Origin of the sequence: Streptomyces sp. B5E4 (assembly GCF_039871555.1) — a bacterium.
In the GTDB taxonomy this organism is placed as follows: domain Bacteria; phylum Actinomycetota; class Actinomycetes; order Streptomycetales; family Streptomycetaceae; genus Streptomyces.
Genome location: NZ_JBDPMI010000001.1, coordinates 620,518 through 633,702 on the forward strand (window position 1 = coordinate 620,518; position 13,185 = coordinate 633,702).

The 13,185-nt window shown below is 74.3% G+C and carries 12 protein-coding genes; 3 read left to right on the top strand and 9 right to left on the bottom strand.

The window, feature by feature from the left end:
• Nucleotides 1–38 precede the first annotated feature (38 nt).
• A complete protein-coding gene (locus ABGA99_RS02570; RefSeq protein WP_347575885.1) occupies nucleotides 39–347 on the top strand; it encodes a 4a-hydroxytetrahydrobiopterin dehydratase in 309 nt (102 codons plus the stop codon).
• Between the two features lie 32 nt (nucleotides 348–379).
• Here the strand turns inward: ABGA99_RS02570 and ABGA99_RS02575 are convergent, their stop codons facing one another.
• From ABGA99_RS02575 to ABGA99_RS02590, 4 genes are all read right to left on the bottom strand, one after another.
• Complete coding sequence (locus ABGA99_RS02575; RefSeq protein WP_347582069.1) at nucleotides 380–1,105, bottom strand: tyrosine-protein phosphatase; 726 nt, start codon at nucleotides 1,103–1,105, stop codon at nucleotides 380–382.
• 102 nt (nucleotides 1,106–1,207) lie between these two features.
• Entirely contained in the window at nucleotides 1,208–2,035 is an 828-nt protein-coding gene (locus tag ABGA99_RS02580) for an aldo/keto reductase (RefSeq protein ID WP_347582070.1), read from the bottom strand.
• Nucleotides 2,036–2,142: 107 nt separating this feature from the next.
• Nucleotides 2,143–3,966 carry a long-chain fatty acid--CoA ligase gene (locus ABGA99_RS02585; RefSeq protein WP_347575882.1) on the bottom strand — a complete coding sequence of 608 codons (1,824 nt, stop codon included), beginning with the start codon at nucleotides 3,964–3,966 and terminating at the stop codon, nucleotides 2,143–2,145.
• A gap of 270 nt (nucleotides 3,967–4,236) precedes the next feature.
• Nucleotides 4,237–5,097, bottom strand: a complete 861-nt coding sequence (locus tag ABGA99_RS02590) for an NAD(P)-dependent oxidoreductase (RefSeq protein WP_347575881.1) — start codon at nucleotides 5,095–5,097, stop codon at nucleotides 4,237–4,239.
• Nucleotides 5,098–5,229: 132 nt separating this feature from the next.
• Here ABGA99_RS02590 and ABGA99_RS02595 point away from each other — a divergent pair, with 132 nt between their 5' ends.
• Entirely contained in the window at nucleotides 5,230–6,069 is an 840-nt protein-coding gene (locus ABGA99_RS02595) for a helix-turn-helix transcriptional regulator (RefSeq protein ID WP_347582071.1), read from the top strand.
• Here the strand turns inward: ABGA99_RS02595 and ABGA99_RS02600 are convergent.
• Nucleotides 6,059–7,504, bottom strand: coding sequence for a lipase maturation factor family protein (locus ABGA99_RS02600; RefSeq protein WP_347582072.1), 1,446 nt, complete (start codon nucleotides 7,502–7,504; stop codon nucleotides 6,059–6,061). The two genes, ABGA99_RS02595 and ABGA99_RS02600, sit on opposite strands and share 11 nt — an antisense overlap.
• A gap of 202 nt (nucleotides 7,505–7,706) precedes the next feature.
• Here ABGA99_RS02600 and ABGA99_RS02605 point away from each other — a divergent pair, with 202 nt between their 5' ends.
• Nucleotides 7,707–8,288, top strand: coding sequence for a M23 family metallopeptidase (locus ABGA99_RS02605; protein ID WP_347575878.1), 582 nt, complete (start codon nucleotides 7,707–7,709; stop codon nucleotides 8,286–8,288).
• A gap of 54 nt (nucleotides 8,289–8,342) precedes the next feature.
• Here ABGA99_RS02605 and ABGA99_RS02610 read toward each other — a convergent pair whose 3' ends face one another.
• From ABGA99_RS02610 to ABGA99_RS02625, 4 genes are all read right to left on the bottom strand, one after another.
• The gene (locus ABGA99_RS02610; protein WP_347575877.1) at nucleotides 8,343–11,246 is read right to left on the bottom strand and encodes a BTAD domain-containing putative transcriptional regulator; all 2,904 of its coding nucleotides are present in this window, start codon (nucleotides 11,244–11,246) and stop codon (nucleotides 8,343–8,345) included.
• 281 nt (nucleotides 11,247–11,527) lie between these two features.
• Complete coding sequence (locus ABGA99_RS02615) at nucleotides 11,528–12,394, bottom strand: thioesterase family protein (protein WP_347575876.1); 867 nt, start codon at nucleotides 12,392–12,394, stop codon at nucleotides 11,528–11,530.
• Complete coding sequence (locus ABGA99_RS02620) at nucleotides 12,391–13,005, bottom strand: TetR/AcrR family transcriptional regulator (protein ID WP_347582073.1); 615 nt, start codon at nucleotides 13,003–13,005, stop codon at nucleotides 12,391–12,393. The genes ABGA99_RS02615 and ABGA99_RS02620 overlap by 4 nt, the downstream gene beginning before the upstream one ends.
• Nucleotides 13,006–13,051: 46 nt before the next feature.
• A partial coding sequence (locus tag ABGA99_RS02625) for a formate dehydrogenase accessory sulfurtransferase FdhD (RefSeq protein WP_347582082.1) occupies nucleotides 13,052–13,185 on the bottom strand: 134 nt, incomplete at its 5' end.

Genomic DNA, 13,185 nt, shown 5'->3' on the forward strand with positions numbered 1-13,185 from the left:
CGGCCGGGAACCGCCCCGCCGCGAAGGGAGCCCCTCGCATGGCCGTCGAACCGCTTTCCCCACAGGACGCCGAGGACCGGCTCGCCCGGCTGCCGGGCTGGTCGGTGGCCGAGGGCGAGCTGCTGTCGCGCACGTACCGCTTCGACTCGCATCCGCCCGCCGCGGCGATGGTCGCGGACGTCTCCCGGATCCAGGAGGAGCTGGGGCACCACGCGATGCTCACCCTCGGCTACAACACCCTCGACATCGCCGTCAACACCCACAGCGTGGGCGGCCGGGTCACCGAACTGGACTTCGACCTCGCGCGCCGGGTCGAGGCCGTCGCCCCGGAGCACGGCGCGAGCTGACCCCGCCGCACCGTCTCCCTCTCCGTGCCGGCTCACCCCGGGGCGAGCAGCCGCTCCCGGGCCGCCGCGACCGCCGCGTCCGGCAGCCCGGCCTTGGCGAGATAGGCCGCCGCGTCGAAGGTCGCGTGCGTGTCGGTGATGACCTGCGTGGCGGTACGGCCCGAGCGGGCCTGGATCTCGGTGATCTCCAGCGTCTGGTCCGGGTAGCCCAGGGCGGCCGCCGCCCGCCGGTGGTTGGGCCCGCTGAGCAGGTAGTCGGCGGCGATGTCGGCCGCGGCCACCCCGGCGAGCGCCAGCAGCACGAACGAGGCGAACCCCGTGCGGTCCCGGCCGGCGGTGCAGTGCACCACGACGCCGCCCGGCGGGGCCGCGGCGACCTCGCGGACGACGGACGCCGCCACCTTCGGCACGTACTCCAGATACGCGGCCCAGGTCAGCGGCGTCCCTTCGAGATGGCCCCACTCGCGCCACCAGCGCACGTTCCCCGCCAGCTCGTCCACGGGTACCCGGACCAGCCCGATCGTCTCCGGGCGGGGCAGGCGGGGCCGGTGGTCGATGTCGTTGCGCAGGTCGATGACGGTACGTACGCCGTGGTCGGCGACCGCGGCCCAGCCCGCCTCGGTCAGCCCGTCCAGGTTGTCGGCGCGCACCAGCGCGCCGTGCCGGGTGCGGCGGCCGCCGTCCGCGGGCAGCCCGCCGAGGTCGCGTACGTTGAAGCAGCCGTCCCAGTCGAGCTCACGTCCGGCCCGTGCACCCATCTGACTCCCCCTTGATGATCGACTTCCGGTCGTCCCCTCAGACGCGGTTGCGGGTGCAACGGTTCCGAGCGGGACGACCGGCGGCCTGCGGGCGAGGGTGTGTCAGTTCACGTCGTCGGGGTCGTCGCCGATGCGGTTGCCCGCGTCCAGGCCCGCGACGGCGGCCATGTCGGCGTCGTCCAGCTCGAAGCCGAAGACGTCGATGTTCTCCCGGATCCGCGACGGGGTGACGGACTTGGGGATGACCACGTTGCCCAGTTGCAGATGCCAGCGCAGCACGACCTGCGCCGGGCTGCGGCCGTGCTTCTCGCCCAGCCCGCGCAACACGGGGTCGTCCAGCAGCCCCTTGCCCTGGCCCAGCGGCGACCACGCCTCGGTGGCGATGCCGTGCGCGGCGTGGAAGGCGCGTACGTCCGCCTGGGCGAAGTCCGGGTGGAGCTCGACCTGGTTCAGCGCGGGTGCGACGGTGCCCTCGTCGAGGACCCGCTGGAGGTGGGAGGGGTGGAAGTTGGAGACGCCGATGGCGCGGGCGCGCCCGTCCGCGTAGATCTTCTCCAGGGCCCGCCAGGTCTCCGGGTACTTGTCCTGGGCCGGGGCCGGCCAGTGGATCAGGTACAGGTCGACGTGGTCCAGGCCCAGCCGGCGCAGCGAGTCGTCGAACGCGCGCAGGGCGGCGTCGTAGCCCTGGTCGGAGTTCCACAGCTTGGTGGTGACGAACAGTTCCTCGCGCGGGACGCCGGACTCGGTCAGGGCCTTGCCCGTGCCCTCCTCGTTCCCGTAGATGGCGGCCGTGTCGATGCTCCGGTAACCGGCATCGAGCGCGGTGCGCACCGCGGTCTCGGCCTCGGTGTCGGGCACCTGCCAGACGCCGAAGCCGAGCTGCGGCATCGCGACGCCGTTGTTGAGGGTGATGGTCGGAACGTTGCTCACGTGGGATGTGTCCCTCTTCGTCGAAAAGTTCGTACGGGCGGTCGTCCTCCCGACGCTAACCGCGATCGCCCGCCGTGGCATTCCCTCGATCACCATCCGGACCGGGCCTACGTCTGGTAAAGGGCGTCGACCTCGTTCGCGTACGCCTTCTCGATCGCTTTCCGCTTCAGCTTCAGCGACGGCGTCACCAGCCCGTGCTCCTCGGTGAACTGCACGGCCAGGATCCGGAACGTCCGGATCGACTCCGGCGGCGACACCTGGGTGTTCGCCGCCACCACCGCCCGCCGGATCTCGGCCTCCAGCTCCCCGTCCCGGACCAGCTCGGACGGGGTCATCGACGGCCGGCCGCGCATGAGCTGCCAGTGCGCGACGCCGTCCGGGTCCAGGGTGACCAGCGCCGCGACGTACGGCCGGTCGTTGCCGACCGCCAGGCACTGCGAGACCAGCGGATGCGCCCGCACCCGCTCCTCCAGCGGCACCGGCGAGACGCTCTTGCCGTTCGACGTCACCAGCAGCTCCTTCTTCCTGCCGGTGATCGTCAGGTAGCCGTCCTCGTCGAGGCTGCCCAGGTCGCCGGTGGCCAGCCAGCCGTCGCGCAGCGCGTGCGCGGCGCCGGGGCGGTCGCCGACGTAGCCGGTGAAGACCTGCGGGCCGTGCAGCCAGACCTCGTCGTCGGGGGCGATGTAGACGGTGATGCCGGGGATGGGGATGCCGACCGTGCCGTAGCGGGGGCGCTCGGGCGGGTTGGCGACCGCGGCGGCGGTGGTCTCCGTCAGGCCGTAGCCCTCGATGACCGTGATGCCCGCGCCGGCGAAGAACAGCCCGAGGCGGCGCTGCATCGCCGAGCCGCCGGAGAACACGAAGCGGGCCCGGCCGCCGAGCGCCGCGCGCATCTTGGCGTAGACCAGCTTGTCGAACACCTGGTGCTCCACCCGCAGCGCCGGGCCCGGCCCGCGGCCCGCGTCGAAGGACGACTCCTCCCGGGCCCGGGCGTGCCGGACGGCGACGTCGGCGGCCTTGTCGAAGACCGCGAGCCGGCCCTCGGTCTCGGCCTTGCGGCGGGCGGCGGCGTACATCTTCTCGAAGATGTGCGGGACGGCCAGGATGAGGCTGGGCCGGAACGCCCTGAGGTCCGCGAGCAGCACCGGCGCCGACGGGTCCGGCTGGTGGCCGAGCTTGACCCCGCCGCGGACGGCGGTGACCTGGATCATCCGGCCGAAGACATGCGCGAGGGGGAGGAAGAGCAGGGTCGCGGCGGGCTCGCCCTGGTACGGGCGGAAGAGGGCCTCGTAGCGCAGCAGGATGTTGTCGGCCTCGGCCATGAAGTTGGCGTGGGTCAGCTCGCAGCCGCGCGGGCGGCCGGTGGTGCCGGACGTGTAGATCACGGTGGCGGGGGAGTCCGGGGTGACGGCGAGGCGGTGCCGCTCCACGACGTCGTCGTCCAGGTGCGCGCCGCCGGCGGTCAGCTCGTCGATGGCGCCCTCGTCGATCTGCCAGAGCATCGTGAGCCGGGGCAGCTTGTCGATCACCGAACCGACGGTCATCGCGTGGTCGGCGTGCTCGACCACGCAGGCCACGGCGCCGGCGTCGTGCAGCATCCAGTACGCCTGGTCGGGGGCGGAGGACGGGTAGACGGGCACGGCCTGGGCGCCGATCGACCAGAGGGCGAAGTCCAGTTGGGTCCACTCGTACCGGGTCCTGCACATGATCCCCACCCGGTCGCCGAACCGCAGCCCCGCGGCCAGCAGCCCCTTGGCGAGGGCGAGCACCTCGTCGCGGAACGCCCCGATCGTCACGTCCCGCCAGGCGCCGTCGACCTTGCGGGCGAAGGCGACCTGCCCGGGATCCTGCGCGGCCCGCTGGAAGACCGCGTCCGCCAGCCCCCCCGACTTCGGTGCGTCTGCCAGGGGAGGCACGGTGAACTCGCGCAAATCTTTACTCTCCTCAGACGGTGGGGCGCCCGGCGCGGCGACCGTACCCGAGGAGGCCCCTGATCTGCGGTCCTCCATCACCTCTGCACGGAACCTCTGCGAGGGGCGCACGTCACCGGGCCGACGGGAAAGACGGCGAGTCCAGCATGGCGCGGCGCACGGGGACGCGGGGCTCGGACGGGAAAAGTGCGGAGGCCCGGTCCGTACCGCCGTGGGTGACGGCGGCGTACGGACCGGGCCCTGCTTCTCCTGTGGCGCCCCGCGGCCCTCCTACAGCGCCCCCGCGTCCCGGGCCGTCCACAGCGACGGGTACAGCGGCCGGAAGCCCAGCTCCGCGCGGATCCGGGCGTTCGAGACCACGCCGTGCCAGGGGTCGTCCGCCGTCCGCCCGGCCATCCCCTCCGGGACCGGCGCGCCGACCAGCTCCAGCAGCTCCAGCGCGCTGACCGGCGCGTCGTCGGCGACGTTGTAGACCCGCCCGCCGAGTCCGGGAGCGCTCAGCACCCGCCACAGCGCCCGGGCGACGTCCGCCTGGTGCACCATCTGGATCCGCTGGTGCGCGGCCATGTGCGGGGTCCAGCGCAGCGAGGCCTCGATATGCCCGTCGCCCTCGCCGTAGACGAACGCCAGCCGCGCGACGCGCACGTCGAGGCCGCGGTCGCGGTGGAGTGCGAGCAGGCCCTGCTCGGCGGCGGTCTTCGACCGCGGGTACGCACCCGCCAGCGGGCCGTCCCCGCGGGGCTCGTCGCTCTCCACGGCGGGGCGGCCGCGGCCGGCGCCGTAGACGAGGTTGGTGCTGGTGAAGACGAAGCGGCGCACGCCCTCCGCGGCGGCCTCGGCGCCGAGGGCGAGCGTCGCGTCGCGGTTCACGGCGTACGCCTCCTCGTCCGGTACGTCGCGGAACGCCGCGGCGACGTGCACCACGTCCCGTACCCCGGCCAGCGCCCGGCGCCGGTCGCCGGGCTCGCGCAGGTCGCCGACGACGAGCCGGGCGCCGCGCCGGGCGAGCGGCGCGGCGCGCTCGGCGTCGCGCACCAGCAGCCGTACCTCCTCGCCGCCCGCCCACTGCAGCAGCCGCGGGACGAACCGCTGCCCGACCGCACCCGTCGCTCCCGTCACCAGCACGCTCATGGTCACTCCGTTCCTCGTAGGTGGCCGTCCCCGCCACCCTGCGGCCGGCGTGCCCGTAGCGGGAGAGGCGGCTTCATCCGGGGACGGGCGGTCCCTGGCTGCGGGGGCGCCCCTGCGGCACCCTTGGTGCGCATGGACAGAACGGAGCTGGCCGACTTCCTGCGCCGCAGCCGCGCGCGGCTCACGCCCGCGGACGTGGGCCTGCCGCCCGGGGCGCGGCGCCGCACGCCGGGCCTGCGCCGCGAGGAGGTGGCGCAGCTCGCCGGGATGTCCGCCGACCACTACACCCGGCTCGAACAGGCCCGCGGCTCCCGCCCGTCGCGCCAGATGCTCGCCGCCGTCGCCCGCGGGCTGCGGCTCGGCGACGACGAGCGCGACCACCTGTTCCACCTGGCCGGCGAGGAGCCGCCGCGCGCCCGCGGCGCGGGGGCGCACGTCCGCCCCGGGCTGCTGCTGATCCTCGACCGGCTCACCGACACCCCGGCGCAGGTGCTCGCCGACTGCGGCGACGTGCTGGCGCAGAACGCGATGTCGCGCGCGCTGTCCGGGGACACCGCCGACCGCGCCGGGGACGGCCGCAACATCGTCTGGCGCTTCTTCACGGAGCCCGACGGCCGCGCGCTCATCCCGCCGGAGGACCGCGAGCACGTCGCCCGCCGCGCCGTCGCCGATCTGCGGGCCACCGTCGCCCGGCGGCCGGACGACGCCCGGGTGGCCGGGCTGGTACGGCGGCTGCGGGCGCGCAGCGCGGAGTTCGCGGCGCTGTGGGAGGCGCACGACGTCGCGGTGCGGCGCCGGGAGGTCAAGCGGTTCGTCCACCCGGTGGTCGGGCTGCTGGAGCTGGACTGCGAGGTGCTGCTGAACCCGGAGCACGACCAGCGGCTGGTCGTCCACACGGCGCGGCCGGGCAGCGAGTCGTACGAACGGCTGGAGCTGCTGCGGGTGGTGGGGCTGCAGCGGCTCACGGGCTGAGGCCGCTGCGCTCCCGGGCGGTCAGCGGCGGGGCGTACTCGCGTACGAACTCCCGCCGCCACCACGCCCCGGTGCGGCGCAGCTCGGCCCAGTCGGTGTACTCGTACCGGTACAGCCGGGCGCGGACGCTGCCGGGCGGGCCGTCGGGGAACGGGTTGTGGCGCAGCAGCCGGAGCGTGTCGCGGTCGCCGTCGAGCAGCCGGTGCAGGAAGGTGCCGAACCACCGCTCCGCGTACGCGGGGGAGAGCGCGGCGAACCACATCAGCCAGTCGAGCCGCAGATGGTACGGCGCGAACTGCCGCGGCAGCCGCCGCGGATCGCCGGGCTTGCCCCTGAACCCGTACTCCCGCCACTCGCTGGCCTCGGTGGGCCGGGTCTCCACCGTGCCCTCGACGACGATCTCGTGCCGTACGCGGGTGATGCTGCCGAAGGCGCCGTAGGTGTTGACGAGGTGGAGGGAGTTGAACGAGGCGTTCATCCGCTGCCGCCGGGAGAGCAGGTTGCGGGCGGGCCACCAGCTCAGCGCGAGCACGAGGGCGGTCGCGGTGAAGACGGCGACGGTGAACCAGATCGGCGTGGCGCCGAACTCGGGCGGCCCGGGCAGCGGGGTGTGAGCGGCGACGAGCCGTCCGTCGATCGCGGTGAGGGCGATGAGGACGGTGATCCAGTTGAGCCAGGCGAAGTTGCCGGAGAGCACCAGCCAGAGCTGGGTGACGACGATGGCGGCGGCGGCGAAGGAGGCGACCGGCTGGGGGGTGAAGAGCAGGACGGGAAGGCCCAGTTGGGCGACGTGGTTGGCGGCGGCCTCGACGCGGTGCAGGGGCCGGGGCAGATGGTGGAAGAACCAGCTCAGCGGCCCGGGCATCGGCTGTGTCTCGTGGTGGTAGTAGAGGCAGGTCAGATTGCGCCAGCACCGGTCGCCGCGCATCTTGATCAGCCCGGCGCCGAACTCGACCCGGAAGAGCAGCCAGCGCAGCAGGAAGAGGACCAGCACCGGCGGACCGACGGTGTCGTTGCCGAGGAAGACCGCGAGAAACCCGGCCTCCAGGAGCAGCGACTCCCAGCCGAACGAGTACCACGCCTGGCCCACGTTGACGATCGACAGATACAGCACCCACAACAGCGCCCACAGCAGCATCGACGCCCACAGCGGCACCGCGTCCGCCGCCCCGCCGGCCACCGCGGCGGCCAGGACGGCACCACCCCAGGCCACCCCGGCGAACAGCCGGTCGGAGTAGCGCACGTGAAACAGACTCGGCGCCCGCCGGAACGGCACCCGGGCGGTGAACCGCGGCACGGGCAGCATGCCGCGCGCGCCGATGAGCGGCCGGAACTGCCGCGCCGCGGCGACGAAGGCGACGAGGTACAGCAGGGCGAGCCCGCGCTGGAAGACCAGCCGGCTCAGCCAGTACCCCTCAGAAGAAAACCACTCCACGACGCCATGCGTACCACCGACTCCGCCGCGGTCACACCCCGCCGCGCCGCCGCGCCGCGGTCACGGCCGACGCGTTCGGCGTTCGCGTCCGCTCCGTCGCCGCGGCCATGCCGGCGACCGTACGCGCACCGCCCGCCCCCTGTGTATCCGCTTTGTATCGGCGCCCCCTTCAATCACCGGGTCAGCGACGAAGGGGATAACCATGCGCAGACGTTTGCACCGACTGTTCGCCGCGGTGGGCGTGGCCGCCGCCGTGGCCGTCGCGATGCCGGCCGCCGTCGCGGCGCCCCAGGCCGGCACGTCGTCAGAGACGGCGACGCCACTGGCCCGGCCCGGCTTCAGGATGCCGTTCATCTGCGGCCAGACCTGGCGCGGCAACAACTGGAACGGGCACAACCCGGCGCACTCCATCGACTGGAACCACTACGACGCCAACGGCAACCCGGACGACTTCGGCCGCCGCGTGCTCGCCAGCGCGGGCGGCACGGTCGTCGACTCGTACTACTCCACCGGCACCGGCTACGGCAACACCATCGTCATCGCCCACGGCGACGGCTGGCGGACCCGGTACGCGCACCTGAAGGACCGCAACGTCGCGCGCGGCGCGACCGTGTCGCGCGGTCAGGTGATCGGGACGGTAGGCGCCTCGTCCGCGACCTCCACCATCTCCCCCCACCTGCACTACGAGCAGATCCACAACGGCTCCGTCGTCGTCTCGGTCGTCCAGGGCATCACCTGGTACGACTACCTCGACCGGCGGCTGACGAGCACGAACGGCTGCTGACGCGCCCACCTGGAGCGAATGCGGCCGGTTACCGCCGCATTCGCTCTACGCGCGTCATCCCGGGCCGGCGTGCAGCGACCGCAGCTTCGCGTGCACCACCTCGGCCCGATCGTGCGCCTCCAGCCGCCGCCAGGTGGACAGGGAGCGGTGGAAGTAGTGCCGGGCGGTCTGCACCCGGCCCGTCGCGCGGTGCAGCTCCCCGAGCAGGCAGGCGAGACTCGCCTCCGCGCGCCGGTCGCCCAACTGCCGCTGTACGGCGAGCGCGTCGGCCAGCAGCGCCGACGCCTCGCCCGCGTTGCCGCGGCGCAGGCACAGTTCGCCGATGCTCTCCTGCACGTAGGCGGCGCAGTGCGTGTCGGCGAGGTCGCCGAAGATGTCCAGGGCCCGCTCCAGCTCCGCCCGCGCCAGGTCCGGTTCGCCGCGCAGATCGTGCAGCACGGCGATGCGGCGGCGGACCTGCGCCTCGCGGTGGCGGTCGCCGAGGTCCCGGGCCAGCTCCAGCGCTCCGTCCAGCCACGACGCCGCGGCCCGCGGGTTCTTGCGCTCCAGCCATACGGAGGCGATCGCGTTGCGGGCGACCGCCTCGCCGTGCCGGTCGCCGGCCTCCCGGAACCCGCTCAGCGTGTCGGTGAACGTCGCCAGTGCCGCATCGAGGTCGCCCAGGATCCGGTGCACGGATCCCTCTCCGGCCGCCGCCACCGCCTCGCCTGCGGGGTGGCCGACCGCCCCGAATATCGTGCGTGCCCAGACGAAGGAGTCGAGGGCGTCGGCGTAGCGGTCGCGGTAGAGGTGGAGTTGCCCGATGTTGCGGAGCAGCGCCGCGGCCCGCGCGTCCGACGGGGCCGGTATCGCGTCGAGCACCAGTTGGTGCGTGCGCAGCCAGTCGCCGTAGTAGCCGCGCAGGTCGAAGAAGCTCGCCAGCTCCAGCGCGAGGTCGGCGGCCTGCGTGACGCGGCCGAGCCGCAGCGCGGATTCCACCGTGGCGACGAGGATCCGGCGTTCGGTCTCGAACCACTCGACGGGCGCGGCCCGTACCGCCCGCGTGATCTCCGCGCCCGCCCCGGCCGGCTGCCCCGCCGCACCGAACACGCCGAGGAACCGCGTGGGCATCGCCGCGTTCGCGGCGCGCGCGAGTGCGGTCAGGGCGTCGACGATACGGAGCTGCTGCCGCCGGCGCACCGTGAAGGTGTCCGCGTCGGCCAGCTCGCGCGCGTAGCAGCGCAGCAGGTCGTGCATGCGGTAGCGCGGCAGCCCGAGCGCGTCGGTCCCCACGGCCTCGATCAGGTGCCTGTCGGCCAGAGTGGCCAGCGCTTCTGCGGCGTCCTCGGCGGCGCCGCCCGTGGCGACGGCCACGAGCCAGCCGCCCACCGGCTCGGCCGGCAGCCGGCCGAAGGCGCGGAAGGCCGTGGCCGCGGCCTCCGGCAGGTGCCGGTAGCTCAGCTCCGCGCTCGCCCGCACCTCCAGCTCGCCCGCCTGCAGTTGGTCGAGCCGCCCGCGCTCGTCCTGCAGGAGATCGGCCAGCGTCGCCGCGGTCACGGATCGCCGGCCCGCCAGCCGCGACCCGGCGATCCGTACGGCCAGCGGCAGCGAGCCGCAGCCGGCGAGCACCCGGTCCGCGCCGGCCGCGTCGGTGACCAGCCGGTCCGGTCCGGCGATCGTGCTCAGCAGGGCGCGGGCCTCCTGCTGTTTCAGCTCGCCGAGCGAGAAGTGGTGCGCCGGCAGGTCGGGCATCCGGCGGCGGGAGCTGACGAGCACGGCCGAGCCTCCGGTGCCGGGCAGCAGGGGGCGTACCTGCGCGCCGTCGGCCGCGTCGTCGAGAACGATGAGGAAGCGCCGCTGCGCCAGGCGCGAGCGGAGCAGGGCGGCCCGTTCGCTCCGCTCGGCGGGGACGGTGCTGTCGACGACACCGAGGCCGCGCAGCATCTCGGCCAGGACGTCGGCGGGGTCGCGCGGCCGGTCGCTCAGCCCGCCGAGGTCGACGAAGAGCTGGCCGTCGGGGAACGCCGCGCGGGCCCGGTGCGCCACGTGCACCGCCAGCGCGGACTTCCCCGACCCCGGCGGCCCCGACACCGCCACGACGACCGGCCGCCGGTCGGCCGCCGCCAGCAGCTTCTCCAGTGCGGCGATCTCCGCCGTCCGGCCGGTGAAGTCCGGTACGTCCATGGGCAACTGGTACACGGGCGTGACCGCCACCGCGCGGCGCCGCCCGGCGTAACCGTTGACCTCCTCGCCGACCGCCCGCAGCGGCCTGCTCGGCTCGGTGCCGAGTTCGGCGGCCAGGACGCGCTCGGCCTCGGCGTAGGCGGAGCGGGCCTCGGTCGTACGGCCCGAGTCGTGCAGCGCCCGTACGAGCATCCGCCACAGGTCCTCCCGCAGCGGATCCTCGGTGAGCCGGGAGCGCAGCTCGGCGAGGAGGAGCGCGTAGTCCCGCAGGCGCAGCCGGACCCCGAGGCACTCGTCGACCGCGGTCGCCCGCAGCTCCTCCAGCCTGGTGACGCCCGGGTCCCAGACCACGCTGGCCGGTACGTCCTGCAGTACGCCGCCGCGCCAGAGGCCGAGCGCCGTCTCGTAGCCGTGCAGGGCGGCGACGTCGTCGCCCCGGTCGCGGGCCGCGCGCGCCCGGTCCAGGTGCCGCTCGAAGAGCAGCATGTCGACATCGTCCGGCGCGACGTCGAACGCGTAGCCGGACGGCTCCGTCCGCAGCCCCGCGGCAGAGATCCCCGCGGCGGACAGCGCCCGGCGCAGATTGCGCACGTACGTGCGGACGTTGGCCACGGCCGACGGGGGCGCCCCGCCCGGCCACAGCACCTCCGTCAGTACGTCCACGGAGACGAAGCGACCGGGCTGCAGCAGCAGCGTGGCGAGTGCCGCCCTCGGCTTCGGCCCCCCGATCCGGATCGGGACACCTCCCGCCCACACACGCAGCGGCCCCAGGAGTCCGAACGTCGGCTCCCCCATCCACGTACCTCCGTGTCGGCGGCCAGGCGTCGGCGTTGCGCCCCCGGAACGGAGGCGCGTCGCCGACGGCCTCGACAGTCATGGACATGACGCAGTGTGTCAACCCCGCCCCGGCCCGCCGGACGTGGCGGGAGAGCGGGGCGGGGCAGGCGCGGACACCGGCACCGACTCCCCGGCCTCGAACGGGTTTCGCCCTTCCCCGCCAGGGCCGGCACCACGAAGGCGACCAGTTCGGGCGGCGATGTCCGACCGAAGCGCCGGCCCTCCCGGGCGGGCCCGGGTCAGGACTGCCGGGGGAGGCGGGCCAGTTGGCGGGACTGGGCTACCAGGCGGTCGGCGGAGTCCCAGATTTCCGCGTCCTCCTCCATGTAGCCGCCCGCGACGTTGCGGGTCGTGTGGATCATCCGGAGCCAGCCCGGTGCCGGGCTCGCGCGTACGTGGGCGGTGAGTTCCAGCGTCGGGGCCCAGCCGATCGCGCCGAGGTCGAGGCTCACCGGGGGGAGGACGTCCACCGCCGTCAGGAGGAGCAGGGGGTCGGGGTCGCGGGTTTCGGGAAGGCGGAACCAGCCCTTCATTTCGCCGCGGCCCGAGGGGGCGCCGACCGCCCAGCCCACGCAGGACGGGTCCAGGCGGAGGTCGGTGCGGGTGAGCATCGGGGACTCCGCGCGGAACTCCGGCGGGGCCGCGTGGCTTCCTATGCACTGCTCCAACGGCGCCAGCTCGGGCGGCTTCGCAGAGGTCCGGACGTCGTCGGGCTGGTCGGCCAGGGTGCCGTACGCGGCCAGCACGCGCAGCCGGGAGACCGGGGCGGCGGTGTCCGGGTCCTGCTGGAGGAGTTCCGCGCCGCCGTGGGAGACGGAGTTGCCGCGGCGGACGGTCTCGGTGCGGACGACCGCGGGGCCCGCGGTGGCCGTGGAGAGATAGTACGCGGAGACCGACAGCGGGTCCGGGTGGCCGGGGCGGTCGTCGCGGGGAGTGCCGAGTTCGGCGGCCAGGGCGCGGGCGGTCACCGCGAGCAGCACGCCGCCGTTGATGCCCTGGCCGACCTTCCACGCGCCGGGCAGGTCCGTGTCGTACGTGCCGGGCTCGCCCGGCCGCGCGTGGACGGCGGTCTCCCGGTCGAAGTCCGGGGGAGGGGTGGTGGTCATGGCGTGGTTCGCTTTCGTCGTGCGGTGGGTGGGCCGATCTCGAACGCCTCGCAGAGGCCGTCGAGAACGTCGTCGATGCTCGCCGCGCCGGTGGCCAGCGGCAGGGAGCCCCAGGACCACAGTTCGACGGTGCCGTGCAGGGCGGACCACAGGGCGCCGGTGAGCAGCCGCGGGTCGGCGTCGGCCCGCCAGCCCTCGGCCTGCCGGTCCTCGACGAGGCGGACGAGGTTCTCGAAGCCGCCGAGCGAGGCACGGCCCAGCTCGCGGTCCTGCGGGTCGAGCAGGTCGCGGCGGAACATCAGCGCGAACATCTCGGGCCGGGCCACGGCGTACTCCACGTACGCGCGCGCGCCCGTGCGCAGCCGCCGGGCCGGGCTCGCGTCCGGCGGCAGCTTCGCCAGCGCCTCACCGGCCCAGTCCTGCAGTTCGTGGAACCCCTGGGTGGCGACGGCCGACAGCAGCGCCGCGCGGTGGGGGAAGTGCTTGAGCGGGGCGCCGTGCGAGACGCCGCAGCGCCGGGCGATGGCGCGCAGGGTGAGGGCGTCGACGCCTCGCTCGTCGAGCAGTTCGAGCGCGGCCTGGAGCAGGCGCGCACGGGTGTCCGCGGTCATGGTGGACAGTGTCTACCATCGAGGTGGACACTGTCTACCCGCGGTGTCAGAGCGCGATGCGGTGTTCGCCTGCGTACACGTTCATGGTGTCGCCGCGCAGGAAGCCGACCAGTGTCATGCCGGTCTCCGCGGCGAGGTCGACGGCCAGGGACGACGGCGCGGAAACCGCGGCCAGGACGG